Source organism: Mucilaginibacter angelicae, assembly GCF_042434235.1.
Taxonomy (GTDB): Bacteria; Bacteroidota; Bacteroidia; order Sphingobacteriales; family Sphingobacteriaceae; genus Mucilaginibacter; species Mucilaginibacter angelicae.
The window spans coordinates 25,919-51,540 of the sequence record NZ_JBHLTS010000077.1 but is presented as its reverse complement, the minus strand read 5'-3'; the positions used below and the strand labels follow the sequence as shown (position 1 = coordinate 51,540).

The window sequence follows — 25,622 nt, the reverse complement described above, 5'->3', positions numbered from 1 at the left end:
CCATATTACATTTATAATTATTCTATTCTTTTAAAAGAGGGCGCAAGATACAATTTTTACTAAAATTCTATAACACAAAATTTTCGTTAAAAAAAGTCATTATTGTGTAGCTTTTTCATCAACATGGAATATGCCGGTACTGCTTTTAAAAGAAGGGTTTAAAAGCTTATCGTCACTTTCAAAGGTATCGCCGTTCATGACGTTGCCGCCGGTAAGCGTGGCCTGTACCGGTTTATTAGAATAAACACGCTTGGTTACCTGGTCCCAAAATAATTCGTTTGATTTAAAGGTTTCACCTTTGGAGTTGGTTGCAACCACATTACCATGAAATTCAATAAGTTTTTCCAGATCACGCTGGATACCCGTATCGGCGATGATATCACCCGCCAACTGCCCCGTGCCGCGGTCATAATAATCAACCTTAACACCTTTAGGCATAATTTTATAAGGCTTTTTGATCTGGTATTCAACCATCAGGGGGGCAGTAAGGTGGATCTCTACCTTTGCCGAATCGCTCATGATCACATCGAGCCCTGTAGTGCGCTGGGCTACAGTATCAACTTCGTTTGCTGATATTTCCCTAACCTTTTTCAAGTCGTTTTCGCACGAGGATACTAAAGCCGCCAATGGCAACATTAACAGGCACAAAGCCGGTATGTTAACTGCAGGGCGGCTCATACAGGCAATTAGTCAAATTTATACTTGGTAAACCACTTATCGTTAAGGGTAAAGCCAAGGTGAATGTTAACATAGTTTTCTTTAACTAAACCATTAACCAACGAACCACGCTGACCAACTTCGGCAGCGATATTGATCTTGTAGTAGCTGCCGTTGTTTGAACGCAGCGGTAAACCTAAACCTACAGTACCTGCATATCTTTTAATGGTCCTGCCATTGATGTGCATATAGGTTTCGTCATATATAGCACCTAACCGGTAATCCACAGTGGCAAGGTAGTTTCTGATAGTTGAGATGTTTGGGGTATATGAACCACCAATATTGAATGTTTTACTATCCTGTAAGCCCTGGTTTACACCGGCAATTGACAAATCGGACCATTTACCCATAGAGTAATCGGCACCAACAAGGAATTTACCGTCGCTTTGAAAAGAAATCCCGAACCTGTTGATCTGCGGTAATTTCAATTTAGATTTAGGCCCGGTTGTGCTAACCACACTATCGGCAGCAATATCCTGGTTTCCGCTCGAATCATTAAAATACTGGCTAACAATAAAGCTGCTTTGCGTATGCAGCTTTGTGCTTGCCGATGCTGAATAGCCCAAAACAAGGTGCTTTGTTTCAGAAAAATCAAATGAATACTGTAAGCCGTAATCGTAGTTTATACCGCCGATAGCGTTACTTGACTCAATTTTTGAGTTTATAGCGCCTGCCAGATCAGGGATTTCGGTGGTGGCAATATCTTTAATGTTACCAAATATGTATGATATGTTTGCGCCCAATAAAAGGTGCTTACCTAACCCAAAGCCATATCCCAAATATGCTTTTGATAAACTACCATCGCCGCTGTAGCTGTAGTTTGTTACGTTAGTATCGGCAGGCGAACCCGAGGTTCCTAATTTGTTAACCGTTTTTTTATAGTTATAACCACGCTCGCTGTATGGCAACAAACCAAAGCTGAATGCCGAACGCTTTGAAGTAGGGATAGCGAACGCGATGTGGTTAAGCCTGAAATTGCTGTTTTTTTGACTTGCGGCGCCGGTTTGGTTCAGTGTTAAAAAATTTGCGTACAAACCAACATCAATAGTTGTAAGGTTAACAGCACCGTATGAGGCCGGGTTTATAACGTTAATATTGTTAAAAAAGCCTATCTTGTTGGTAGCTACAGCTATACCGCCCATACCTATGTTTTGGCCCATCAACTGCGGATCAATATCACCGATACCGTAACGTGAATATGGAGAGCTTGAAGTTGCCGTTGATTGCGCATGTGCTGAAAAAGCGGCAACAGCCAATAAAAGTGTTATAAAAAACCGGGTATATTTAATCATTATGCTTTTGTATAGCTGCGTTTAATCCTTTTAAAACCAAATATGGTTCAATTTTTATGTAGCGGGCAAAGATGCTATTTTTCAATAGAGTATCAAAAAAAATGCTGTCGCCCCCGCTTAGTATAATGTTCAGTTGTTCATCCCCAGTTTTATAACTTTCAATAAAACCGGTAAGCTCATATTTTACTCCGTTTTGTACTCCCGAACGGATGGCGGTTGTTGTGTTGTTTCCGTATGGCGCATCAAAATCCGCATCGGCATCAATAAGCGGCAAACCTGCCGTATAATTATTTAAAGCCTTATAACGCATATTTAAGCCCGGCGATATACTGCCGCCAAAATAATTCCCCCCGGTATCAACACCATCATAGGTAATGGCCGTACCACCGGTTATTACCAGGCTATTTTGACCAGGGAACATATTATACGCACCAATAACAGCAGCCAGCCTGTCGGGCCCAAGGGTTTCCGGGGTTAAATAACAGTTATTTATTCCGCTGGTCATTAAAGTATTAAAATGAATTAGCGGAATTTTTTGCCCAAGTCCGGCCTGCCATGCTTCTGTATTTTTTTTTACCGATGATATAATTGCCTTAACAGGGTTGTATTTGTAAAGCAAAGCATCCAGTACCGGCATATCAATGGCCTCATATTGGTTAGCCTCAAGCATTTCATCCAGTTTAAAAACTGCAATTTTGATGAGCGTATTACCAATATCGATAACCAGACTGGTCATCAGGCCCTAACTATTGATAATATTGATTCAAAAATAGCTAAACCATCCTCATTGGCTAACAAGCCATCGGCAGCACGTTCAGGGTGCGGCATTAAGCCAAATACATTCCTTGTTAGGTTTGTAACACCTGCTATGTTTTCCAATGATCCGTTAGGGTTTGAGTCGGCGGTGATATTACCGGCCTCATCACAATACCTGAACATTACCTGGTCGTTATCATTAAGGGCTTTAATTACATCGGCATCGGCAAAATAATTACCCTCGCCATGTGCAATAGGGATCCTTAATGCTTGCTGCGGATCAAGCTGCGCAGTAAGTAACGATTGTGATGTTTGTGGTTTTAAGTAAATGTTGCGGCAAATAAATTTGCGGTTGGTGTTGTGCAATAAAGCGCCTGGCAACAAACCTGCTTCAGCAAGGATCTGGAAGCCATTGCAAATACCCATTACATAACCGCCTTTTGCAGCAAACTGAATCACCTCCTGCATAATTGGCGAAAAACGGGAAATAGCGCCCGAGCGCAGGTAATCGCCAAATGAAAAGCCACCGGGTAAAACAACAAAGTCAACACCTTGCAGGTCATGGTCTTTATGCCATAACCTTACCACTTGCTGACCCATTACTTTTTCTAATACATATATGATATCTTCATCACAATTAGAACCGGGAAATATAACTACTCCAAACTTCATCAGAATTATTTTTTAAATTGGGGTGAACCTAAATAGCTTATTATTATAGTTTCAGGCTACAAAACTAACATAACCGCCGAAATAAGGACGAATGTAAAAGTTAAAATTTGTTAAACTGAAAGTAAATGATGCTGATAAACAACAGCAAATACAGTATTTCATAAAACCAGCGCCTTGTAGCGTACAAAAAATAATAGGCAAAAAACACTGTTGCCGGCACTGCGCAAAGCAAAAAATGGCTCAGGCGAAACTCCGAATTAAGATAAAATGAAAGTGCCGTGATCAGAAAAATAAAAAACAGCAGCTGAAATGTTTTACGGATCTGCACGTAACTTTTAAAGAAATTTTGCTGCAGCTTAAAAAAACACAGTACCAATATTACAATAACCGGCGCCAGCAACAGGTAGTTGTAGGAATTTATGCTGATATGATCAGGAAATTTTTTACCTAAAGGCAGCCAGATATGGGTAAACCGTGGCAGCATATCATTCATGAAGTAAATAACCGCCAGGAAAAAAAACACGGTTACATATCCCAATATCGAAATAACCCATTCGCGCCAGTTGAATGGCCTGTATATGATAAGCGCTATCCATATGGCCAGGAACAAATAAATAAACGGGAAATAAACAAGCGAACCCACCGCCACGATCATGCCCAGATCATAAGTTGTTGATTTAACATCCTCCCCTTTATAAAGGTTAAATAATTTAAACAGCATCCAGATGAGTAAAAAATTACAAATAAGCGGGGCGCTTAAAATTAAAAAAGGAGTAAACAAACCCGAAAGCGTGATATACATCAGCGCAGGCAAAAAGGTGGGCTTACCTAATAAGTTATGATGGTTTATTAACGAATTGAGCAGCAAAGCCTGTACAAACACAAGCCCGCCCGCCAGTATTACATTAAGCAGCGGCGAAAATGCGTATTCATATTTTACAGGTACCAGCAGCCGCGCAAATGGCTCCACAAAAATAAACTCAACCTTTTCGGGGATTTGCGCCATGTAGCCTATCCGGAGCACGAACAGCAAAATAGCAAGCCATAAGATATTGAGGGGATTATAGTTCCGGAAAAGATTGATCATAATGTGCGGCCGTATTTGCGGCTGTAAAATTAGCAGAAAAACCGCTTACGATGCAATTCCTTAATGCCTTGCATATTGCTTTACCAATTTATCAACAATAGCGGCAGTTTCGTCAGGAAAATCAACTACGATCTTTTTGCTGTCGTTGATCCATTTATTTAAGTGGCCGTTAAACTTATCATTTATTTCGCTCACCACCGGAACCCCCAGCTTAGAAGCCGAAAGCGCATTACACTGCTGTTCGTATTGCCCCTTCATGGGTATCATCATTACCTTTTTTTGTAAAAACAAAGCCTCGGCCGGGCCTTCAAAGCCGCCGCCTGTGAGCAGGCCTGTACAACTGGCCAGGCTTTTATTAAAAGCCTCATTATTTACAGGGAAGATCTCCACATTTCCTGATTGATAAGCCTGTTTTTGACGCTTTGAAAACACCTGCCATTTAACATCCTTTTCGGCACTCAGATACTTCAGCAGAGTTTTATCATCATATGCAGGCAAATAAACGGTATAATGCCCCAGATCAGAAGTTTCCATCTTCCTGATCTCACTGCGGATGACCGGCGTATTGATAAAAGTATCGTAGCGCTCAAAATGAAAGCCCACATGATACGTGGTAGGCGAATAGTTTTTTAAAAGCCATTGAGCAAAGGGGGATTTTTTTTCAGGTCGCGGAGTGTTTGGTGATACAAATGAACACTGGTGGCTTAATGATACCGATGGTACACGCTGCAACTTACAGGCCCAGGCGCTTACAGGTTCAAAATCATTGATGATGAGGTCATATTGTTTTAAAGGAAGGCTCCGTAAATCGCGCTGAAACTGGCGCAGGTTCATGATTTTCCAGGTGGCCCAGTTATCAACCCCGCCATTAGTGCCAAATACAAAACTTACACCATGAAACTTATATTTCAGAGGCTGCGATAGTGACACCTCCGCTTCGGTGCCGCTTACCAGCAGATCTACCTCACCGTATTGCTGCAGCAGGGGCACAATTTCTCTTGCCCGGCTTATATGCCCGTTACCTGTTCCCTGTATACCAAACAGTATTTTCATTAAAATAATTTCTTTTCAAAAGGATTATGATTGTGCCGTACAGGTGTATTGGACACACTGGTTTACATGCACAAATATTCAGGGGCTTAATTTAGCAAAGAAAATGTTATTGATAAGTAATTAATCGTGTTCGTGCTTAAAACGCTCCAATAAAGTTTTAACATCAAGCATGGCGTTTAAATCTTCCGAATCGGTTTTGTCGTCCTCATCCACATCTGTATTGAAATCGTCAGGTTTGTACCTGAATACTTCCCATTTGCCATCGTGATATTCAAGCGAGCTCAAGCTTTCTACCCAATCGCCCGAGTTAAGGTAAAGTACCGAGCCTGTATCCTGGGTAGATCTGATTTCCCTGATCTCGGCATGGTGGATATGGCCGCAAATCACAAAGCTGTATTCTTTATCCACAGCCAGGTCGGCTGCGGTTTGTTCAAACTGGTTAATGAATTTTACAGCCTCTTTAAAACTGGCTTTTACCTTTTGCGAAAAGCTCATTTTTTGACGACCGATGGCAGTAAGGAACCAGTTTACAAAACTATTGATCAAAATAAGGGTATCATAGCCTACAGCGCCAAGTTTGGCCAGCCACTTGGAGTGCTGCATGGTAACGTCAAATACGTCCCCGTGAAAAATCCAGGCTTTTTTACCGTCGATATTTAGTACAAGCTTATCAAGCAGCTGAAAAGTACCCATATTAAAATCGGTAAACTTCCGCAGCATTTCATCATGGTTACCGGTCAAATAATAAACCGGGATGCCATCGGTAACAAACTTGAGGATACGGCGCACCACTTTCATATGCGCTTCGGGCCAGTACGATTTACTAAATTGCCAAATATCAATTATATCGCCGTTAAGGATAAGGATTTTGGGCTTGATGCTTTTTAAATATTTAAGCAATTCTTTTGCGTGACAGCCGTAAGTACCAAGATGCACATCAGATATTACTACAATATCAACTTCGCGTTTTGCCATTAAATTAAGGGGGCTATTTTACAGGTCGGCATGATATGCCGGAAAACAATAAGTTCATTAATAAAGCAACGATTACTCGTCGTCCTCATCTTCGTTAACTGTCAATTCATATGGGCTTGCATAGAAGCAGCCGACCAAGATCAGCAACCCTATAACTACCAGATAAGCATACTCAAAATTCATTACAAAGATTTTTACAAATGTCTGAAATTTAACATTATCCCACTGTTAAGACTACATTAAATATAAAAGGTTACTCTGCTATGCTAAATTTCTTTTTATCCTGTTGAGCTGGTTTAAATGATGCTGTAAGTGGATACGAATAAACTTAAACCATTGTTTGGCATTAAGCATCCCCATGCGCGGGTGTTTGTACTTACTTGCCGGCGATGAAGTAGCAATAAGGGGCATGGTAGTATCAACCCGTTTGCGGCATTTAATGATCAGGTTTTTGGCATCCTCCTTACTGATTTTATTGGCCGGCATTTTATTAATAACCGTAGCCGGAACTGTTGTTTTAACCGGCGGGAATTTGCCTAACAACAGCAGGATCCGGCCTTCCCAGGTAAGGCTTTTTTTTGTTGGCTCGCAATTGCCATGGGTACAGCGTTCAAGCGCTATTGATGAGCCCAGCGTTGCCTGCATAATATGGCTGTACACCTCAGCAAACGACCAGCCGCCATCCTTTGGGGTAACATCAAACAACTCATCCGGAATAACATCCAGTTGTTTACGGTATTCATCAAGGGCGGCATCAATAGCTCTACGTTCTTTGGCGATACTCATAAAAGTAAAGTTAATCTTTCAGATCGATACCCGCCTGCTTAAGTATTGCATGCAATAAACCTTTTTTCAATTCCTTTGAATGCATTGGTACTACAGTCCTCTTGCCATTTGTGTGATTTACAAACATCTGGTGACTTCCTTTGGTACGCACAAGCTCAAACCCATGTGCTAACAGAATAGCAATAAGCTCTTTAGGAGTATAAGATTTCATAGATTGAGCTATGAAGCAAATGTCAGCGAGTATTCAAGACTACGACTGTCGTCGGGTACCGGCTCACCTTCCTCTTCTAATGTTTCCACATATAAAGCAATAGCCTCCTTTGCCATTTCAATAGCCTCGTCAATGGTTTCGCCCTGAGTAAAACAACCTGGTAATGCAGGTACTGAAACACTAAATCCACCTTCTTCTTCCGGGGTAAGTAATATGCGATATGTACGTTGTTTCATAATTCAAATTTAATAAATAATCCTTTGTAATGACATCCGATGATACTCATAAAAGTAAAGTTAACTCTTTTAAATGAGCAATCTGCACCGGCACATCATCTGGCTTTTCGGCATTGAAAGGGTTAAAATAAATGGCATCCATACCAAAGCCAAGCGCCCCGCGGATATCGGCTTCGATGCTGTCCCCTATCATTACACTTTCAGCTTTCGATGCCCCGGCCAGGTTAAGCGCATGCTGAAATATGGCTTTATCAGGTTTATTTACGCCCACATCTTCGGAGATGATAATATGCTGAAAATATTTTGCAAGATCGGTTCCGGCTATTTTGATGCGAGTTGAATCTTTAAATCCGTTTGAGATCAAATGCAGCGTATATTTTGATTGCAGGTATTGCAACGTTTCATGCGCGTGCGGAAACAGGTTTGTTTTTGTAGGGCAAAGTTTTACGTAAGCATCCTCAAAATCAACCGGCATCAAATCAGGATGCAAACCAAGGTCAGTAAAAGTTGATTTGAAACGGGCTTCCCGCAATTCATCTTTAGTGATTTCACCAACGTGATATTGTGCCCAAAGGCGATGATTGTTGCGGGTATAAGTTTCTATGAACAGCTCGGCAGATTGCAGGCCTATTTCAGCAAGCTGATGGATTACATAAAGTTCATGCAGGGCCTCTTCGGCGTTTTTATCAAAATCCCAGATGGTGTGGTCAAGATCAAAGAAAATGTGTTTGTACTTTATGTCGGATTTTGGATGTTCGATTTCGGAATTAATTACTTTCATTTCGGATGTTCGATTTTGGAATTGCTTAATTCCCCTGATTGAAAATTCAAAATTAATAAATTCAATATTACTAAATCCGAAATCCCAATTCCGAAATCCGAAATCCGAAATCGAAGTAAATCCGAAATCGAACATCCGAATTCCCAAATCAAGATAAATTCCGGGCCCAAATTATTGCAATGCTTTAAATTGAGCCTTAAATGAAAAAAGCGGAACAGAGACTGATTTATGACTTCCGTCTTTATACAAAAACAGGAACATGACATGATCATATTTCAGGAAACCATTTAAAACATCTACCCGTTTGTGGCTTTCCTTGTCATTCACATAGCAATCAACCATCCTGGCGGTGCAGTCATTATCATCACACTTCTCAAAATTTAAGCGTGCTGTTTGTCCTTTTTCTATTTGCACCTCAAACTCCCCTGCCGAATTTTTAACGGTTTTGGCAAAGGAAATGAAAACTCCGTTGGTTTGATTGATGTTGCTTGGTATAATAACCGAGATAAATACCGGCCGTGCCACCGATTTGTTTTTGGCTACGGTCATAGTCAGGTATTCAGTTGCACCATTATGATCATAAGGTACATCTAAAAACATGATAGAACCCTTTGCTTCTGTTCGGATATCCCATGTAAATTTTTTTACAGCAAGGTTGGCTGCATCCTGAATATCTTTATTTTTACCCTGGGCGTAACAAATTGTTGCTGAAAAACCTGCGAGGATTACAAGCGCGAGTATAAACTTCATGAATATTTTAAGTATGCATTAAATATAATGGAAAACTATATGGCTATCAGGCAATCATCAAAATAAATCCGAAATCGAACATCCGAAATCAGCGCAACTTTAAATTCCTCCTGCCTGAAGCCTTGCGGTTAATTCATCTTTCTGCTGTACGGTTAACGCGCCGCTTTTTTCAATGATCAATTTAATATCAGGTAGCACTAAAGCTTTGATCTCATCAAAGCACTCATCATCAAGCACATTGATCAACCTGTAAAAAACTGCTGGTAAAGCCGCTTTACCCATAATTGTTTTTAAACTTGTTATAAGCTGTTCATCATTTTTCATCAAAAGCAAATTGAGCAAAGCCTGAACATTGATCAGCTCGCTTTTATTGTTTTGTAATACGTATTTATTCAACCTTTCAAAATCAGGTTTGGGTACCTGTTCAAAAAAACTATACAGCCAATCCAAACACAACAGCTTCGCATCTTCGTCAAGCTTTGACGAAAGCCCCTTCTCAATAATATGCAGGTGGGGCAACTTAAAATAGTCCATGGCAATACTTAGCTCAACAGCGTCTTCAAAAGCACCGGAGCTATCGCTATTGATATGCTCATCTATAAAAGCTATGTAAAACTCATCATTACCATCGGCTCTAAAGCCGCGGTAATCCCAGATAAACGCGCTCCTATCCAACGCATCATTGAAAATTGTTGTTAGTTCGGCGCCAGATATATTATGATCAGATGGTATCATTGTAAAACAGCTCTTTTTTTATTACACCGTATCCCCAATCATTCAATTGCCTCACGCTTTCTCGCCAAATGCAAGATCCCCCGCATCGCCTAAACCGGGTACTATGTAGGATTTGCTGGTCATTTCGTCATCTACAGCACAGAGCCAAAGTTTGGCTTTGGGCAGGTTGGCGCGCACATGGGCTACGCCTTCGGTACTGGCAATTACGGCGGCTATGTGCAGCTCTTTGATATTGTATTGCGCCATCAGCTCTTTGCAAACTACCACAATGCTTTGCCCCGTGGCCAGCATGGTATCGCACAAAATAAAAATCTTATCGTCGAGGTTTGGGGTGGAGATATGGTCAACCTGGATCAAAAAGCTGCCGTTGCGTTTCACCTTGCGGTAAGCTGTAACAAATACCGACGGCGACTGATCAAAGATCTGCATAAAACCATTATGAAACGGCAAACCCGCCCGCAGGATGATACCCAGTACCGGTTCATCGGCAGGCATGTTAACGCTGGCAGTGCCCAGCGGGGTTTGAACTTCCCTGGTTTCATAATGTAATGATTTGCTTAGCTCATAAGCCAGTATGGCGCCCAGCCTTTCCTGGTTCCGCCTGAAACGTGCCTTATCCTGCTGAATAACGGCATCCCGCAATTCGGCCAGAAACTGGTTTGCAATAGTGTCGGTTTTATTGAGGACGAAAATCATGCTTAAAATTAAGCGTTTTCCGGGCAATAGCATCACTATTTGTTTATTAAATGTCATACTGCTTCATTGCAGGAGAAATAAATTTTGAATATATGTAGTTAACTACGTAGATTTGTACATAAATCTTAAAGTCATGAATACTACACCTGTTATCAGCTCACTCAACAACACATACTGCAAGCAGATCATTGATATCATTTTACCTATCCAGCAAATAGAGTTTAACGTACCCATTACCCTTGAGGCCCAGCCCGATCTGCTGGATATTGAAACAAACTATCACCGAACAGGCGGCAATTTCTGGGGAGCCGTATACAACGAGCAGCTTGTAGGCACCATAGCCCTTATTGCATTTGGCGACAACGCAGCAGCGGTTCGTAAAATGTTTGTACTGAAGGAATACAGGGGCAAGGAACTGGGCATAGCACAGTTATTGGTTGACAACCTCATTACCTATTGCAGGCAAAACAATATTACAGCCATTTATTTAGGCACTGTTGATGTGATGAAAGCCGCTCATCGCTTTTATGAAAAGAATGGATTTAAACGATTGGAAAAACACGATCTCCCAAAATCGTTTCCCCTTATGAGCGCAGATAATGTTTTCTATGAACTACATTTGAATAACTAACAGCGATATAATGAATGTTATTGACGAATCGGGAATTTTAGCAATCTCAACAAGGTTACAACGCCTGGCCGAGCAGCTGCGCAAGGATGGTGTGCTCATATATAAAGCCAATAATATTGAGTTTGAACCCAAGTGGTTCCCGGTTATTTACACCTTGCATTTTAAACCTGTTTTAAGTGTGGTGGAAATTGCCGCCGAAATTGGCTACACCCACCCCTCAACCATAAGCCTGTTAAAAGAACTGGAAAAGGAAAAATTGATCCGCTCAAAAAAAGACAAAGCCGATGAAAGGAAACGGCTTATCACCTTAACAACAAAAGGCCAGGAACTTATTGAACGCATGAAGCCTGTTTGGGAAATTATAAAAGCTGCCGCCGTAGAAATTACCGATACTCAAAACAACCTGATGAAAGCCATTGCCGAAGCCGAAGAAAAATTAAAACAACAAAGTTTTCTTGAACGGGCCTTGCGTTTAAAAGCGGAGATGTAATTGATTAGCTTGCGATTGGTGTAGCACACAGTACCACACGCTTATAAAAATATGTCATTGCGAGCGATAGCGCGGCAATCTCGTAGCTATGCTTAGCGGCTGTGCATATCGTACAAGCAATACGACGAGATTGCCACGTCGCCCCGGATGCTCTTCTGCCCATGCTCCTCCTCGCAATGACATGGTTTTTAAAGTAGCTTTAATGTTAATATTTTTAGCTGCTCTTTATCTTACTAACATATATGGCGATAACACAGATCCGTTAGTTTAAGAATGAGATGTAATTTATTGCCCCCGGCACAACAATGTTGACATACGGTTGTCATTACCATGTACTTATTTTGATTTACAAACCCTGTTCCTGGATTATTTGTATTTTTACATAACAACATGGATTTTCAATTAACATCTCAATATAAACCCACCGGCGATCAGCCCGAAGCCATAAGGCAGCTGGTGGAAGGTATCAACAACGGCGATCCGTATCAAACCCTTTTGGGGGTTACCGGGTCGGGCAAAACATTTACCGTGGCCAACATGATCCAGCAAACGCAAAAGCCTACGCTGATCCTGAGCCACAACAAAACACTGGCGGCACAACTGTATGGTGAGTTTAAGCAGTTTTTCCCCGAAAACGCGGTGAACTACTTTGTATCCTACTATGATTATTACCAGCCGGAGGCATTTATCCCCACCACAAATACCTATATTGAAAAAGACCTGCAGATAAACGAGGAGATCGAAAAACTGCGCTTACGCACTACGTCGTCATTAATGTCGGGCAGGCGCGATGTTATCGTGGTATCTTCCATTTCCTGTATCTACGGTATGGGGAACCCGGATGATTTTGCCGATTCGGTTTTCAAGTTTGCTGTAGGCACACGCATCAGCAGGAATGCTTTTCTACATCGCCTGGTCGAAATTTTATACGCACGTACCACTGCCGATTTTAAACGCGGAACCTTCAGGGTGAAAGGCGATACCGTTGATATTTTTCCGGCTTACCTGGATTATGCCTACCGCATCTCCTTTTTTGGCGATGATATTGAAGAGCTAAGCGCCTTTGACATCGGCACCGGTAAAACCATCGAAAAGATGACGCACATGGTGGTTTATCCTGCCAACTTATACGTTGCCCCGCGCGAGCGTTTCGTTCAATCTATCTGGGCAATACAGGAAGAGCTGGAAATGCGCAAAAAGCAATTTATTGACGACGGCCGTTTCCTGGAAGCCAAACGCCTTGAGGAAAGGGTTAACTACGATCTGGAAATGATCCGCGAACTGGGATACTGTTCGGGTATTGAAAATTACTCCCGCTTTTTTGACGGGCGTAAACCCGGCGCACGACCATTCTGCTTGCTTGATTATTTCCCAGATGATTACCTGATGGTGATTGACGAAAGCCACGTAACTGTTCCCCAGATCAGGGCCATGTACGGCGGTGACCGTTCGCGTAAGATCTCGCTGGTTGATTATGGTTTCCGCCTGCCGGCGGCTTTGGATAACCGTCCGCTTAATTTCCAGGAGTTTGAAAACCTGGCGCCGCAAACCATTTATGTAAGCGCTACCCCCGGTGATTTTGAGCTGGAAAAATCTGAAGGTGTAGTTGTTCAGCAGGTAATTCGCCCTACCGGTTTGCTTGATCCGGTTATTGATGTACGCCCGGTGATAAACCAGGTAGATGACCTGCTTGATGAGGTTGATAAAACCATTAAAATGGGCGATAGGGTATTGGTAACAACCCTTACCAAACGCATGGCCGAAGAACTGGCTAAATACATGGACAGGCTGGGAATTAAATGCCGCTACATCCACTCGGAAGTTAAAACCCTGCAGCGTGTGGAAATTTTAAGAGGTTTACGCCTTGGCGAATTTGATGTGCTGATAGGTATCAACTTACTGCGCGAAGGATTGGATTTGCCAGAAGTATCCTTAGTAGCCATTTTAGATGCTGATAAAGAAGGGTTCCTGCGGTCGGAACGTTCACTGATCCAAACCATTGGTCGCGCCGCCCGTAATGACCGGGGCCGGGTAATTATGTATGCCGATAAAATAACCGATTCCATGCAAATCACCATGGACGAAACCAACCGCCGCCGGGAGATCCAGATTGCCTACAATACGCAGCATGGCATTACGCCGATGACGGTAGGTAAATCTCGCGAGGAGATCATGGAGCAAACATCGGTGGTCGACTTTAAAGGAGGCGTTCAGCAGGCTTATGTGGAAACAGATACCCTAACCCTTGCAGCAGATCCGATTGTTCAATACATGACCAAGGCCGATCTTAAAAAATCGATCGAAAACACTAAAAAAGATATGCTTGCAGCCGCCAAAAACATGGATTTCCTGCTGGCCGCCAAACTGCGCGACGAAATGTTTGCTTTGGAAAAAATGATGGAAGAGAAGTTTTAAATTTCAAATGTGCAGATGATGGATTTCAGATGTGCAGATGATCGATTACAGATGTGCAGATTTCAGATGTGCAGATTTCAGATGTGCAGATTATAAATTAAAGAATTATGCATTTTTTCATTTGCATACCTGCACATTTGAAATCTGCACATCCTAATCATTTTTTTCATTTGCATATCTGCACATCTGAAATCTGCACATATAAATAATCTGCCCATCTATCATTATCTTTGATTTAAAGTGAAGCTTATGCAATTATCCGATCTTGATCTTTCAAAAACTTATTCATACGCCGATTACCTGCAATGGACGTTTGAGGATCGGCTTGAACTGATTAAAGGAAAGATCTTTAAAATGACACCGGCTCCGGCTCCGCTTCATCAGCGAATATCCTGGCGATTATCGGGTGAACTTTATCATTATCTCAAAAACAAGTCGTGCCAGGCATTTGCTGCTCCTTTTGACGTGCGCCTGTCGCGTAAAAGGGAAAGTGACGAGAAGAAAATTTTCACTGTAGTTCAACCAGACATTTGTGTGGTATGCGACCCCTCGAAAATAGATACCCGAGGCTGTACAGGAGCACCTGATATAATTGTTGAGATACTTTCACCTGGAAATAATCAAAAAGAACTGCGTAACAAGTACGAGGTTTACGAGGAGGCCAGCGTTAAGGAATATTGGATAGTATCGCCGCAGGATAAAACATTTTTAAGATACACATTGATATCCGGTGCATATCAACCCTCCAGGCTAATGACAACCGGTGATATCATTACTACAGAAATCTTACCTGGCTTTGAATTAGATCTGGATACTGTTTTTGCCGATAATTAAGCGAAAAGGGATCCTCTCATCTAAAATCTGCACATCTACCTTAATCATAATAAAACATTTTTAACGTTATATAACTTATATTTGTAAGCTCAAAATTAACAGTATGATTCTTATTCGTTTCCTGATCATATCTATTTGTATATTATACATTGTCCGCAGCCTGGTGCGTTACCTGTTGCCATTCCTGTTTGAAAGTGTTGTAAATAAAGCCCAACAGCAATATCAGCAAAAACAACATAATTATAATGAAGGCCCGAAACCTGATGGAAAAATCAGGATCGATCATATCCCGCAACCTAAAAAAGGCAGCGTACCTGATAGCGAAGGTGAGTTTGTTGACTATGAAGAAGTAAAATAATTCAAATACAAACATGGACAATAATCCGGTATTTAACAGGCGGCAAAACCACAATAACACTCCCGAGTCTATTACGCTTATTATCACCAACGTAATCGTATTTATAGTCGCCACTCAAATTTTTGCTAATTGCACTAAGATCAGTACCTTTTACTGGGTTGTTATGGGTGCGCTTGGCGTTTATAACTTTTTTAATATCCGCAAATACCGCGAAGATTACGGCAAAGTCCAGGTTATTGCTTATGTGATATCTATTATCGTTCTGATAGCCATGTTTTTCCTGCTGCGCAGCCGTGCGCAAACTTGTTAAGTTATTCCTTAACAAAACTTATAATTCCTATTCTCATTGTAATTTCTATTTTTGAGGAATATATTATCCATTTCAAAAAACTTAAATGAATAACTGGTTTAAGCGTAACGGCATTCATTTTGCCATAGCTGCAATTTTCTTAGTGATCTGCTTTATATTTTTAACCCCTGCCTTCCAGGGAAAGACATTAGGCGGCAATGACGTTACAAGAGCACAATCAACCCAAAAAGAAATTAATGATTATAAGGCCAAAGACACCACCATATTATGGACCAACCAAGTATATGGCGGTATGCCAACCTACCAGCTTTGGGCACCTTATAAATCCAACTTAACATCATGGGTTGTAACCGGTATAAATTATACATTCCCTACTCCCGTTGGTACGGTATTATTATTTTTATTGGGTACATACTTCTTATTCATAGTATTAAAAGTAAACCCATGGCTGGCAGCGGCCGGTTCAGTGGCATTTACATTTTCATCGTACAATATCATATTACTCACGGCCGGGCACGCTAACCAGGCATTTGCCATAGCATTTTTCGGGCCGATACTTGCCGGTATATTACTTACTCTCAGGGGCAAACACCTATTGGGCTTTTCAGTAACTGCATTTTTCCTTGCGCTTGAGATCAGGGCCAATCACGTGCAGATGACCTATTATCTGATGATGGCCTTGTTGATCATGGTAGGTATTGAGCTTTATCACGCCATTAAAAACAAAACATTAAGCAGCTTTTTAAAGTCACTGGCGTACATTGCCGGCGCCACTTTACTTGCTCTTGCTGTAAATGCCTCTATACTCTGGAGCACTTATTCTTATGGCAATGATTCTATCCGCGGTCAATCAAATCTTACCAGGCAAACTGCCGAACCAAGTAACGGTTTAGGTAAAGATTATGCTTTTCAATGGAGCCAGGGTGTTGGCGAATGTATTACCTTCCTGATCCCTAATGCTTATGGCGGCGGTGAACAAGGCTCAACAGACCCTGATTCGCACGTGATAAAAGCATTGAGTGCAAGCGGGGCCGATCCTAACCAGGTTTTAGGAATTTCAGCCAATTACCTGCCGTTGTATTGGGGTAATAAACCATTTACTGCCGGTCCGTTTTATTTTGGCGCTGTAATTTGCCTGCTGTTTGTATGGGGTTTAATGATTGTTAAAAACCGGATAAAATGGTGGCTTCTTGGTGCTGTTGTGTTAACAACACTCCTTTCTTTTGGTAAAAACTGGCCGTTTTTATCTGATCTTTTCTTTAACTATTTCCCGCTTTACAATAAGTTCCGTGCAGTTGACTCCCTTTTAGCTATCGTAGGTTTCTGCTTCCCGATACTTGCCGTGCTTGCTGTAAACGAGGCTATTGTAAACGAAGACAAAGCCACCCTGTTCAAAAAATTAAAGATCGCCTTTTATATCACCGGCGGTATCGTATTGATAGTAGCTGCCGTGCCTTCGCTTTTACTTTCGTTCAGCGTGAGTGAGCAGCAAGCCAACGTTATTGGCCAGATAGGCCAGGCGCTTAAAACCGATAGTTCTGCAATAACCCGCGCCTTAATTGCCGACAGGGAATCAATTGCACAGGCCGATGCTATCCGCTCGCTTATTTTCATAGCACTGGCATTTGGCGCCGCATGGGCTTTCCTTAAAAAGAAGATCAACCCTACAGTATTATCCCTTGCATTTTTAGCGCTTATATTAATTGATCTTTGGACAATTGATAAACGTTACTTAAACCATGACAGCTTTAAGCCTAAACAAGATAATGAAACTCCGCAGCCCCGCGAGGTTGACGAGTTTATCATGAAAGATAAAGACCCGGATTTTAAAGTTTTTGACACTACTCAGGAACTTAAAGGCGACGGTTTAACACCATTCTTCTATAAATCATTAGGCGGTTACTCGGCGGCAAGGTTAAAACGCTGGGAAGAACTTGTTGACAACCAGCTAAGCAAAAGCATAAACCAGGATGTTTTGGACATGATGAATGTGAAGTACATCATCACATCTGATCCCAAAACACAAAATGTGGGCATGCAGGTAAACCAGACTGCCTGTGGCCATGCCTGGTTTGTAAAAAGCATTAAATATGCCGACAATGCCGACCAGGAAATGGTAGCCATCAGCAGCTTTACACCAAAAGATGAAGCTATTGTTGATAAACAATACAAAAGCATCATAGATGAAAAAACTTTAGGTGCCGGCGCTGGCGAAGGCAGTATTAAGCTAACTAATTACTCGCCTGATCATATGATTTACCAAAGCGGTTCAACTGCAGCACAGATCGCCGTGTTCTCTGAAGTATATTACAACAAGGGCTGGAAGATGTATATCGATGGTGTTGAAAAACCTTATTTCCGCGCTGATTACCTGCTGCGTGCAGCTCAGATCCCGGTAGGTAATCATAAAATTGAATTTATTTTCCACCCGGCATCATATTACACTGGCGAGAATATTTCATTAGCGGGTTCAATCCTCCTGGTACTTGCTTTAGGCGGTGCTGCATATACTGAAAACAAAAAGAAAGCTCCGGCTGCAAAACCGGCTGCTAAAAAAGCATAAACAATACTGCTTTAAATGGAAAAGCGATGAGTTGGTACTCATCGCTTTTTTTGTGGAATACTTTCTCTGATGCAATTACGGCAACATTTTTATTCCTTGTACCTATTTAGTGGTATATACCATTATCCGTGTTTTTGCATTCTGAAAATATCTTAGCTTTGAAGCGCCCCTTATCACAAAAGAATGAAACAACTAATACAGCAAAACAAATTTGATGAGCTTAAATACGCCCTGCAAAATTCGGATAGTGGCTTAAAAATACATGCCGTCCTTTTGCAGGTTTTAAACGGTGACAATTTAAAAGAAACCGATTATGGCTTTGAAGCAAATGTGTACCAGGAAGAATTTCTGGAAGGCTTTAATTTGTATAAAGTATTAAACGGATCGGCAATTCCAGAAACTCAACTCCAGGAGTATAAAATTGCATTAACATTCCTGGTATTTAAAATGGGAGGATTTATAAAACTTTTGGCTGATAAAACCATGCAACAAGGAGTATATCTTTCACAAGTTGAAAACGTTTATAAGGTTAATCCCTCTTTAAGAAGCGAATTACAGGCGTTTATTGATTTATTAAAAGAAACAGATGATGTACAGGCAATTGCAAACGTCTCCGCTGCAAAAGCGCAGATAAGCCTTTCGGTAGGTGATCTGCTTAAAAAGCACGAAATTGGGCAAGACATGCTGCAATTTGCCCGGGGATACGAAAATGCAGGGTTAAAAGACGAGGCTATCCGAATATATAGAAACATACTATCGGATTTTGAATGCGAATCTGTAAAATTGTCAAGCAACTTGTTTTCGGAAATTGCTCACGTTGATACACGCACTGATGAAGAAATTGAAGTTTTTGAAGCTGCAAAAAAGCGCTTTGAAATAATTACTGGTACTACTTTACCCGAAATAAAAAGAGTTAAACCAGATGCTGACGCTAATGCCCAAAAATTAGTTGAGAAGATAGACACACAGGAAATACAGACAAAGGAAGAAGAAGACGTGAGTTATAATAAAGGATTTTGGGGCAAATTAAAAGGGTTTTTCCGTTGAGGCACAAATAGCCTTTGTCAACAGCCCATCCTACATACTTGCGCCAGAAAAGAGGAACAATCCAATATCTCGAATAAAAAAGCAGGGTTTAATTAATCGTCAATCGAATTATCTTCAATTACAGGATCACAAGGTGACAACAACGTATCTTCGTGCTCGGTGATCAGGCCTTTCGCTAATCTAAAAACTCTATATTTATTCCAGAAAACTTCATCATCCGGAAGTCTCACATACAACAATCCAAAGCTTGATGGAGCTAACTCTGCTACTTTTTCATAAATTGAAATCACAGATTCAAGATAGCTCAATCTATGGTTATGAGCACCGCCAATGAAATAAACAAATAAACCGTTCATTCGCTTAAGCTCGATAAACTGGTTGTCCATATCAAAACCTACTATTAAAGGCTTCATTGTCTCTTCGAATCGCTTCAAATCGACCATCACAGATCGGCCTTCAAAAACAGAATTTAATTCTACAGAGATCCATCCATTAAATTGAATCATTTCATTAATATTTATTATTCTCTTTCCTATTGAAGCCATACCGGGCAGTACAAGCATAAGGAATTGTGTAAATGTCCAAAAAAAATAAAACTACCGCGAGTTTAGCGTTAGCGTAACTCGTGGGCATCACTTGGTAAGCTTTCAGCTTACACCCGGTTCAGCTAAAAGCTGAAATCATGGCAACCACGGGTTAAAAACCCGCGGCAGTATGTTAATAAAACGGATCATTGAGTTAAACTCAATCATTTGTCCTTCTGTTCTTCAACCAATACCATCCCAAATTAAAGGCAATGACAAAGTGATTAAAAACAGTAGGCAACAACCCGTAATTCCGCTTCATGATATCAAACCGCTCTATCAAACTTTGGCGGTGCTTTTTTTTCGACATCCCCCCTATTAGATATTTGGCAACGTAACGGTTAACGTTAACAATCTTTTTAGCTTTTTTTGCTGCACGGATTATCCAGTCGATATCCGAACTGAGCTGGTAACGGCGATCATATGGTTCAGTCATTGAACGCCTTATATAGATAGCCTGATGGCTGATACTCATGCCATATTTAAAACCCCGCCAGGTAAATTTTGCAGGTGCTTTGTGCCGGCGCTGTCCTAAGCTGCTGCCGTCGTCGGCAATCATTTCGGTTTCGCCATAGTAAATATCGGCATCATCGCCGGAGGCAAAAACTGCCGCTACGGTTTCGCTATCATAAAACTCATCACCCGAGTTCATGAAGATCACGTAATCGCCGGTAGCTAAAGCCAGTCCTTTATTCATAGCATCATAAATGCCTTCATCTTTTTCGCTGATGAATTTAGCGATACGATCTTTGTATTTTTCGATGATTTGTAATGTGCCATCGTTAGATTGGCCATCAACAATTACATATTCAATATTGGTATACGTTTGGTTAACCACCGAGCTGATGGTACGCTCAATATCCCTAACGTTATTGTAAACAATGGTGATAACACTTAATCGGGGGTTAAACATTCCGGCCTCCCCTGTTCAACAAATTGTTATAAACTTCGATGTGCTGCTTAGCTATCACTTCCTCCGAAAAAGTATCCATAATGGTTTGCCGCGCCTGTTGGTTTAGCTTTTCCCTTTCAGGATGCTTAATGATCCATTCCATCCCATCGGTAAAACTTTCGGATGAACGATAGGTGGCCAGGTAGCCGTTATATTGATGCTGCACCATATCGGGGATCCCGCCGGTGGTAAAGGCAATCACCGGAGTTCCGCAACTCAGGCTTTCCATCACGGTATAAGGTAAATTATCTTCGAGCGAGGGGATCAAAAAAGCATCGGCCGCAGCGTAATGCAGGGCCAGCTTTTCATCGTTATTGATGGTTCCTAAAAAACTGGTTTTAAACGGAAAGTCAGGCACATTTTCCGTTCCCCGGTTTCCAAATACAACCACTTCAATTTGATCTGCATCCACACCCAAACGCTGTTTGAGGAGCTCCATGCTTTCCAGCAGGTACTGGGTACCTTTGTGCAAATCCTTGCGCGATGGCATAAAACCGCTTAAAAAAATGAATTTATCAACCGGCAGCCCGGCTTGTTTCTTTGCCTGCTTTTTATCAGCAGGTTTAAATACATCTGTTTCCAGTGTGTTGGGGATTTGATTAACAGCTTTGCCCTGCATCAGGCTGCTTGCCTTAACCGATTTCTGCATCCATGAACTTGGAGCTGCTATACTAAAATCGAGCTGCTGATAAGCTTTACTTTTTTGCTTCCAGATGCGGTGCGAAATATCATCACCGCCTGCATTAATCAACAGCGGGCAGTTACCGCATTGCTGCAGGTAATGATCACAGGCATAACGCACATGGCAGCCGCCGGTAAAGGCATTGCTGTCATGAAAAGTCCACAATACGGGCTTACCTAATTTTTTAATTTCGGCTATGTGTTTTGGATCCAAAAATCCATGATTAACCCAGTGCAGGTGAATAATATCGGCGTTTTTAACATCGGGATGTTTGATCACTGAACGGCCAAACCAGGTGAAGGAAAATGGGGTACGACTGTCGGGTTTTAAAAATCGCTTGGCCAATATACGCTCCAATATGATGGTTGCCGCCGTGTATGACTTTTGGATAATATTACTGTTAAAAGTCTTTATATCAGGATTATTTCCAAATTTATAATGCACTATAATTTTAGAATCGATATTTTGGCTTATTAATGCCCGGTTAAGGCGCATGCAGGCCCTGCCCGCGCCGCCATTACCGTCATACGTATTAAGATGCACCACTTTTAACATGGCTCAAAAATACATTTATTCATAAAACTTAAACCATATGAAGCAACTATACATCGTATTGTTTTCGGCAGTATTGTGTCAAACAAATCTTAAAGCCCAAACCACAGGAAGCTATTTTACATCCAACCCTACCCTTAGCCCCGATGGCAAAACCGTAATTTTTAGTTACGAGGGTGACCTGTGGAAATCCGATATCAACAGTCCGGCAGCTACAAGGTTGACCGCCATGCAGGGCGAAGAAAGCAATCCACGCGTATCGCCCGACGGGCAATGGCTGGCCTTTTCATCAAACCAGTTTGGTAACAATGACGTATATGTAATGCCCCTTGCCGGCGGCGATATCAAACAGATCACCTATAATGATGCGTCGGATAATGTTGACTCCTGGACCTGGGATTCAAAATCCATCTACTTCAACTCAACCCGTTACAATGGCTTCAGCGAGTACAAGGTAGCGGCTACCGGCGGCACACCAGTCCGCGTGTTTGGTCACTATTTCAACACCATACACGGCGTGGTTGAGCACCCGCAAACCGGCGAGCTGTTTTTCAGCAATACATGGGAAAGTATCTATTTCCCAACCCGCAAGCATTATAAAGGCGCTTATAACCCCGATATCCAGTCCTACAATCCCAAAACCAAAGTCTATAAAAAATATACCGACTGGCAGGGTAAGGATTTCTGGACTACCATCGACAAAAACGGCAACATCTATTTCGTATCCGACGAGGGTAACGAAGAGTATAACCTGTACACTTTTATCGATGGTAAAAAAACTGCTTTAACCCGGTTCCCCACCTCCATCAAACGCCCGCAGGTGAGCGCCGATGGCAGCAAGGTTGTTTTTGAAAAGGATTACCAGATTTTTGTATACGATGTAGCATCCAAACAAACGCAAAAGTTAAGCTTAAACCTGTTCCGCAATAATGTATTGCCTAAAGATCAATCTTTTGACGTCGGCGGCAAAATTGAGGCGGCAGCTTTATCGCCCGATGGCAAAAAACTTGCCTTTGTATCACGCGGGGAATTGTTTGTGAGCGATGCTGAGGGCAAATTCATCCAAAAACTGGAACGTAACACCAGCGAACGCGTTACCGAAGTAAGCTGGATGAGCGATAATAAAACCCTCATTTTTGGCCAAACTTTAGGCGGCTACCCTAACTGGTACACCATTGCAGCCGATGGCACAGGTACTGAAAAACAGCTTACCACTGATAAAGGCAGCAACCGCCTGCTGAGCATGAATAAAGACCGCACCCAGGCTATTTACCTGAGCGGTCGTAACGAACTGAAGCTTTTAGATCTGAAAGCGCTTACTTCAAAAACTATTGTAACCGATGAGTTTTGGGGGTTTTATAATCCGCAACCACGTTTTTCACCCAATGGCGAATATGTGGTATACAATGCCTATCGCAATTTTGAAATGGACGTTTTTGTTTATGAAATAAAAACAGGGAAGATCCTTAACCTCACTAACAGTGGCGTTACAGAGGCGGCACCGTTCTGGTCGCCGGATGGTAAGTATATTTATTTTACATCATCACGCACACAGCCCGAATATCCTTACGGTTCAAAGGACGCGCACGTATACCGGATGCCTTTGCAAAAATATGATGATCCTTTTAAGATGGACAAGTTCACCGCTTTGTTTAAAGAGGAGAAAAAAGACGACGATAAAAGCAAGGAAAAAGATAAAGACAAAAAGGCATCGGCTAAAAAGAAACCGCTATCTGAGCAGCCAACACCCAAAGCTCCTACCGATATTGTGATAGATACCGAAGAACTGATGAAAAGATTAGAACGCATCAGTCCGGAGTTTGGCCAGGCACAGGGGTCATACGTGATTCAAAAGGGAGAAAAAACACTGGTATACTACGCCTCAAACCACAGCGAAGGCAAGGGCGCCCTTTACCGCACCACACTTGAGGCATTTGAGCAGCCCAAAACCGAAAAAGTTGGTGGCGGCGATTTTGGTAATTTCGACATTTTTGGTAATGGCGATAAATATTTCTTAACCGCCGGAGGCAACATTTATACCTTAAACATCGATGCCAATAAGGTGGACAAGGTTGATATCAATTACAGCTTTACGCGTAACATGGCCGGTGAATTTGCGCAGATGTTTGACGAAACCTGGGCCGGTTTGGATGAAAATTATTACGATGGCAATTTTCACGGTGCCGACTGGAAAAAGGTTCATGACAACTACAAAATCTTTGTACCCTATATTAACAACCGGGCCGACCTGCGCCTGTTGCTGAACGATATGCTGGGCGAGCTGAACTCATCGCACCAGGGCTTTTACTCAAACGGAAATGAGGAAAAGAAAACCCTCTCGTACCGCACCATGGAAACCGGGATCATTTTTGATAACGATTCGCCGTATAAAGTTAGCGGCATAGCTATCCGCAGTAATGCCGATAAAGCCGGCATCGACGTAAAACCGGGCGATATCCTGAAAGCGGTGAATGGTGTTACCGTTGATGAAAAGCAGGACCGTAATTATTACTTCAGCAAACCATCGCTGGATAAAGAGATTGAGCTAACCTTTAACCGCGGCGGTAAAGATGTTAAAGTAAAGCTGCACCCCGAATCAACCGGTGAGCTGTCAGGCAATCTTTACGACGACTGGATCGAAAACAATGCTAAAACCGTTGCCGAAAAAAGCAAAGGACGCATAGCCTACTCCTACATGAAAAACATGGGTCAGGGCGCATTGGAAGATTTCCTGGAAGATATGGTTGATGATGCCTATAAAAAAGATGCGCTCATCCTCGACCTGCGGTATAACACCGGCGGCAATGTTCATGATGATGTTTTGAAATTCCTGTCGCAAAAGCCATACCTGCAATGGGCTTACCGCGATGGTAAAAAAACACAGCAGTCAAACTTTGCACCGGCCGCCAAACCGATCATTTTACTGATGAACGAACAAACCCTTAGCGACGGCGAAATGACCTCGCAAGGCTTTAAACAACTGGGCTTAGGCAAGATCATCGGTACCGAAACCTACCGATGGATCATTTTCACCAGCGGCAAAGGTCTCGTTGATGGCTCTTTTTACCGCATCCCCGCCTGGGGCTGCTACACGCTTGATGGCAAGGACATTGAAAAAACAGGCGTAACACCGGATATCTATGTAAAAACAGATTTCGCCGACAGGATGGAGAATAAAGACCCGCAGTTGGATAGGGCTATTGAGGAAATCTTGAAGCAGTTGAAGTAATTAGTAGCAATCACAGTTATTTTATAAGCGTCATTGCGAGGTACGAAGCAATCCCCGACTTACAGAGCCGCTCTGCATAGTTCGCGATTGCTTCGTACCTCGCAATGACGTTTTCATAATACCCTTCTTTTGGCAATCTGCCACTCAAAAACTGCAACTGCCGCTAACCACTAATCCCCAATCACTTATTTAGAACATATCCAAATAACATTTGTATATAGCACTGAC

At 42.0% G+C, this 25,622-nt stretch carries 26 protein-coding genes; 9 read left to right on the top strand and 17 right to left on the bottom strand.

The window, feature by feature from the left end; all coding sequences use genetic code 11:
• Positions 1–99 precede the first annotated feature (99 nt).
• From lptC to upp, 14 genes are all read right to left on the bottom strand, one after another.
• Positions 100–678, bottom strand: a complete 579-nt coding sequence (gene lptC / locus ACFFGT_RS27520; protein ID WP_377025725.1) for an LPS export ABC transporter periplasmic protein LptC — start codon at positions 676–678, stop codon at positions 100–102.
• An 8-nt stretch (positions 679–686) separates the two neighbouring features.
• Positions 687–2,009 carry a BamG family beta-barrel-assembly machinery protein gene (gene bamG / locus ACFFGT_RS27515; RefSeq protein ID WP_377025724.1) on the bottom strand — a complete coding sequence of 441 codons (1,323 nt, stop codon included), beginning with the start codon at positions 2,007–2,009 and terminating at the stop codon, positions 687–689.
• Complete coding sequence (locus ACFFGT_RS27510) at positions 2,002–2,745, bottom strand: type III pantothenate kinase (protein ID WP_377025723.1); 744 nt, start codon at positions 2,743–2,745, stop codon at positions 2,002–2,004. The genes bamG and ACFFGT_RS27510 overlap by 8 nt, the downstream gene beginning before the upstream one ends.
• Positions 2,745–3,437, bottom strand: coding sequence for a phosphoribosylformylglycinamidine synthase subunit PurQ (gene purQ, locus ACFFGT_RS27505; protein WP_377025722.1), 693 nt, complete (start codon positions 3,435–3,437; stop codon positions 2,745–2,747). The genes ACFFGT_RS27510 and purQ overlap by 1 nt, the downstream gene beginning before the upstream one ends.
• A gap of 100 nt (positions 3,438–3,537) precedes the next feature.
• Positions 3,538–4,524, bottom strand: coding sequence for a DUF6427 family protein (locus ACFFGT_RS27500; protein WP_377025721.1), 987 nt, complete (start codon positions 4,522–4,524; stop codon positions 3,538–3,540).
• Positions 4,525–4,584: 60 nt separating this feature from the next.
• A complete protein-coding gene (locus tag ACFFGT_RS27495) occupies positions 4,585–5,577 on the bottom strand; it encodes a glycosyltransferase family protein (protein WP_377025720.1) in 993 nt (330 codons plus the stop codon).
• A gap of 120 nt (positions 5,578–5,697) precedes the next feature.
• Positions 5,698–6,552, bottom strand: coding sequence for a UDP-2,3-diacylglucosamine diphosphatase (locus ACFFGT_RS27490; RefSeq protein ID WP_377025719.1), 855 nt, complete (start codon positions 6,550–6,552; stop codon positions 5,698–5,700).
• A 261-nt stretch (positions 6,553–6,813) separates the two neighbouring features.
• Positions 6,814–7,338, bottom strand: a complete 525-nt coding sequence (locus tag ACFFGT_RS27485; RefSeq protein WP_377025718.1) for a DinB family protein — start codon at positions 7,336–7,338, stop codon at positions 6,814–6,816.
• 10 nt (positions 7,339–7,348) lie between these two features.
• Positions 7,349–7,549, bottom strand: a complete 201-nt coding sequence (locus tag ACFFGT_RS27480) for a type II toxin-antitoxin system HicA family toxin (protein ID WP_377025717.1) — start codon at positions 7,547–7,549, stop codon at positions 7,349–7,351.
• Positions 7,550–7,557: 8 nt separating this feature from the next.
• On the bottom strand, positions 7,558–7,785 hold the full coding sequence (locus ACFFGT_RS27475) for a type II toxin-antitoxin system HicB family antitoxin (protein ID WP_377025716.1): 228 nt from the start codon (positions 7,783–7,785) through the stop codon (positions 7,558–7,560).
• 46 nt (positions 7,786–7,831) lie between these two features.
• Positions 7,832–8,566: a YjjG family noncanonical pyrimidine nucleotidase gene (locus ACFFGT_RS27470; RefSeq protein ID WP_377025715.1), complete on the bottom strand. Its 735-nt coding sequence runs from the start codon at positions 8,564–8,566 to the stop codon at positions 7,832–7,834.
• A gap of 171 nt (positions 8,567–8,737) precedes the next feature.
• Positions 8,738–9,316, bottom strand: coding sequence for a hypothetical protein (locus tag ACFFGT_RS27465; RefSeq protein ID WP_377025714.1), 579 nt, complete (start codon positions 9,314–9,316; stop codon positions 8,738–8,740).
• A gap of 99 nt (positions 9,317–9,415) precedes the next feature.
• Positions 9,416–10,051 carry a hypothetical protein gene (locus ACFFGT_RS27460; protein ID WP_377025713.1) on the bottom strand — a complete coding sequence of 212 codons (636 nt, stop codon included), beginning with the start codon at positions 10,049–10,051 and terminating at the stop codon, positions 9,416–9,418.
• 51 nt (positions 10,052–10,102) lie between these two features.
• Entirely contained in the window at positions 10,103–10,747 is a 645-nt protein-coding gene (upp, locus tag ACFFGT_RS27455; protein ID WP_377025712.1) for a uracil phosphoribosyltransferase, read from the bottom strand.
• Positions 10,748–10,880: 133 nt separating this feature from the next.
• Between upp and ACFFGT_RS27450 the strand changes: the two genes are divergently transcribed.
• The 8 genes from ACFFGT_RS27450 (at position 10,881) to ACFFGT_RS27415 (ending at position 19,395) form a co-directional block, all read left to right on the top strand.
• Positions 10,881–11,378 carry a GNAT family N-acetyltransferase gene (locus ACFFGT_RS27450; RefSeq protein WP_377025711.1) on the top strand — a complete coding sequence of 166 codons (498 nt, stop codon included), beginning with the start codon at positions 10,881–10,883 and terminating at the stop codon, positions 11,376–11,378.
• 10 nt (positions 11,379–11,388) lie between these two features.
• Positions 11,389–11,868, top strand: coding sequence for a MarR family transcriptional regulator (locus tag ACFFGT_RS27445; protein ID WP_377025710.1), 480 nt, complete (start codon positions 11,389–11,391; stop codon positions 11,866–11,868).
• 390 nt (positions 11,869–12,258) lie between these two features.
• Entirely contained in the window at positions 12,259–14,283 is a 2,025-nt protein-coding gene (uvrB, locus tag ACFFGT_RS27440) for an excinuclease ABC subunit UvrB (RefSeq protein ID WP_377025709.1), read from the top strand.
• A 249-nt stretch (positions 14,284–14,532) separates the two neighbouring features.
• Positions 14,533–15,117, top strand: coding sequence for a Uma2 family endonuclease (locus ACFFGT_RS27435; RefSeq protein ID WP_377025708.1), 585 nt, complete (start codon positions 14,533–14,535; stop codon positions 15,115–15,117).
• Positions 15,118–15,220: 103 nt separating this feature from the next.
• Entirely contained in the window at positions 15,221–15,475 is a 255-nt protein-coding gene (locus tag ACFFGT_RS27430) for a DUF4834 family protein (protein ID WP_377025707.1), read from the top strand.
• Between the two features lie 13 nt (positions 15,476–15,488).
• Positions 15,489–15,785 (top strand): hypothetical protein, encoded by a 297-nt coding sequence (locus ACFFGT_RS27425; RefSeq protein ID WP_377025706.1) that lies wholly within the window; start codon positions 15,489–15,491, stop codon positions 15,783–15,785.
• A gap of 85 nt (positions 15,786–15,870) precedes the next feature.
• The gene (locus tag ACFFGT_RS27420; RefSeq protein ID WP_377025705.1) at positions 15,871–18,348 is read left to right on the top strand and encodes a hypothetical protein; all 2,478 of its coding nucleotides are present in this window, start codon (positions 15,871–15,873) and stop codon (positions 18,346–18,348) included.
• Positions 18,349–18,621: 273 nt separating this feature from the next.
• Entirely contained in the window at positions 18,622–19,395 is a 774-nt protein-coding gene (locus tag ACFFGT_RS27415; RefSeq protein WP_377025704.1) for a hypothetical protein, read from the top strand.
• A 92-nt stretch (positions 19,396–19,487) separates the two neighbouring features.
• Here ACFFGT_RS27415 and ACFFGT_RS27410 read toward each other — a convergent pair whose 3' ends face one another.
• The 3 genes from ACFFGT_RS27410 to ACFFGT_RS27400 form a co-directional block, all read right to left on the bottom strand.
• Positions 19,488–19,958: an Imm7 family immunity protein gene (locus ACFFGT_RS27410; protein ID WP_377025703.1), complete on the bottom strand. Its 471-nt coding sequence runs from the start codon at positions 19,956–19,958 to the stop codon at positions 19,488–19,490.
• 181 nt (positions 19,959–20,139) lie between these two features.
• Positions 20,140–20,892, bottom strand: a complete 753-nt coding sequence (locus ACFFGT_RS27405) for a glycosyltransferase family 2 protein (protein ID WP_377025702.1) — start codon at positions 20,890–20,892, stop codon at positions 20,140–20,142.
• A complete protein-coding gene (locus ACFFGT_RS27400) occupies positions 20,885–22,168 on the bottom strand; it encodes a glycosyltransferase (protein ID WP_377025701.1) in 1,284 nt (427 codons plus the stop codon). The genes ACFFGT_RS27405 and ACFFGT_RS27400 overlap by 8 nt, the downstream gene beginning before the upstream one ends.
• Before the next feature lie 37 nt (positions 22,169–22,205).
• Between ACFFGT_RS27400 and ACFFGT_RS27395 the strand changes: the two genes are divergently transcribed.
• Positions 22,206–25,394: a S41 family peptidase gene (locus tag ACFFGT_RS27395; RefSeq protein ID WP_377025700.1), complete on the top strand. Its 3,189-nt coding sequence runs from the start codon at positions 22,206–22,208 to the stop codon at positions 25,392–25,394.
• Positions 25,395–25,622 lie beyond the last annotated feature (228 nt).

What these genes read in the sequence shown, in the direction of transcription:
- uvrB (WP_377025709.1), top strand. Translation starts at nt 12,259, where the DNA reads ATGGATTTTCAATTAACATCTCAATATAAACCCACCGGCGATCAGCCC.
- ACFFGT_RS27425 (WP_377025706.1), top strand. Translation starts at nt 15,489, where the DNA reads ATGGACAATAATCCGGTATTTAACAGGCGGCAAAACCACAATAACACT.
- ACFFGT_RS27435 (WP_377025708.1), top strand. Translation starts at nt 14,533, where the DNA reads ATGCAATTATCCGATCTTGATCTTTCAAAAACTTATTCATACGCCGAT.
- ACFFGT_RS27470 (WP_377025715.1), bottom strand. Translation starts at nt 8,566, where the DNA reads ATGAAAGTAATTAATTCCGAAATCGAACATCCAAAATCCGACATAAAG.
- ACFFGT_RS27475 (WP_377025716.1), bottom strand. Translation starts at nt 7,785, where the DNA reads ATGAAACAACGTACATATCGCATATTACTTACCCCGGAAGAAGAAGGT.
- ACFFGT_RS27495 (WP_377025720.1), bottom strand. Translation starts at nt 5,577, where the DNA reads ATGAAAATACTGTTTGGTATACAGGGAACAGGTAACGGGCATATAAGC.
- ACFFGT_RS27420 (WP_377025705.1), top strand. Translation starts at nt 15,871, where the DNA reads ATGAATAACTGGTTTAAGCGTAACGGCATTCATTTTGCCATAGCTGCA.
- ACFFGT_RS27500 (WP_377025721.1), bottom strand. Translation starts at nt 4,524, where the DNA reads ATGATCAATCTTTTCCGGAACTATAATCCCCTCAATATCTTATGGCTT.
- ACFFGT_RS27490 (WP_377025719.1), bottom strand. Translation starts at nt 6,552, where the DNA reads ATGGCAAAACGCGAAGTTGATATTGTAGTAATATCTGATGTGCATCTT.
- ACFFGT_RS27410 (WP_377025703.1), bottom strand. Translation starts at nt 19,958, where the DNA reads ATGCTTGTACTGCCCGGTATGGCTTCAATAGGAAAGAGAATAATAAAT.
- ACFFGT_RS27460 (WP_377025713.1), bottom strand. Translation starts at nt 10,051, where the DNA reads ATGATACCATCTGATCATAATATATCTGGCGCCGAACTAACAACAATT.
- ACFFGT_RS27510 (WP_377025723.1), bottom strand. Translation starts at nt 2,745, where the DNA reads ATGACCAGTCTGGTTATCGATATTGGTAATACGCTCATCAAAATTGCA.
- bamG (WP_377025724.1), bottom strand. Translation starts at nt 2,009, where the DNA reads ATGATTAAATATACCCGGTTTTTTATAACACTTTTATTGGCTGTTGCC.
- lptC (WP_377025725.1), bottom strand. Translation starts at nt 678, where the DNA reads ATGAGCCGCCCTGCAGTTAACATACCGGCTTTGTGCCTGTTAATGTTG.
- ACFFGT_RS27430 (WP_377025707.1), top strand. Translation starts at nt 15,221, where the DNA reads ATGATTCTTATTCGTTTCCTGATCATATCTATTTGTATATTATACATT.
- purQ (WP_377025722.1), bottom strand. Translation starts at nt 3,437, where the DNA reads ATGAAGTTTGGAGTAGTTATATTTCCCGGTTCTAATTGTGATGAAGAT.
- ACFFGT_RS27450 (WP_377025711.1), top strand. Translation starts at nt 10,881, where the DNA reads ATGAATACTACACCTGTTATCAGCTCACTCAACAACACATACTGCAAG.
- upp (WP_377025712.1), bottom strand. Translation starts at nt 10,747, where the DNA reads ATGATTTTCGTCCTCAATAAAACCGACACTATTGCAAACCAGTTTCTG.
- ACFFGT_RS27395 (WP_377025700.1), top strand. Translation starts at nt 22,206, where the DNA reads ATGAAGCAACTATACATCGTATTGTTTTCGGCAGTATTGTGTCAAACA.
- ACFFGT_RS27480 (WP_377025717.1), bottom strand. Translation starts at nt 7,549, where the DNA reads ATGAAATCTTATACTCCTAAAGAGCTTATTGCTATTCTGTTAGCACAT.
- ACFFGT_RS27485 (WP_377025718.1), bottom strand. Translation starts at nt 7,338, where the DNA reads ATGAGTATCGCCAAAGAACGTAGAGCTATTGATGCCGCCCTTGATGAA.
- ACFFGT_RS27445 (WP_377025710.1), top strand. Translation starts at nt 11,389, where the DNA reads ATGAATGTTATTGACGAATCGGGAATTTTAGCAATCTCAACAAGGTTA.
- ACFFGT_RS27465 (WP_377025714.1), bottom strand. Translation starts at nt 9,316, where the DNA reads ATGAAGTTTATACTCGCGCTTGTAATCCTCGCAGGTTTTTCAGCAACA.
- ACFFGT_RS27405 (WP_377025702.1), bottom strand. Translation starts at nt 20,892, where the DNA reads ATGTTTAACCCCCGATTAAGTGTTATCACCATTGTTTACAATAACGTT.
- ACFFGT_RS27400 (WP_377025701.1), bottom strand. Translation starts at nt 22,168, where the DNA reads ATGTTAAAAGTGGTGCATCTTAATACGTATGACGGTAATGGCGGCGCG.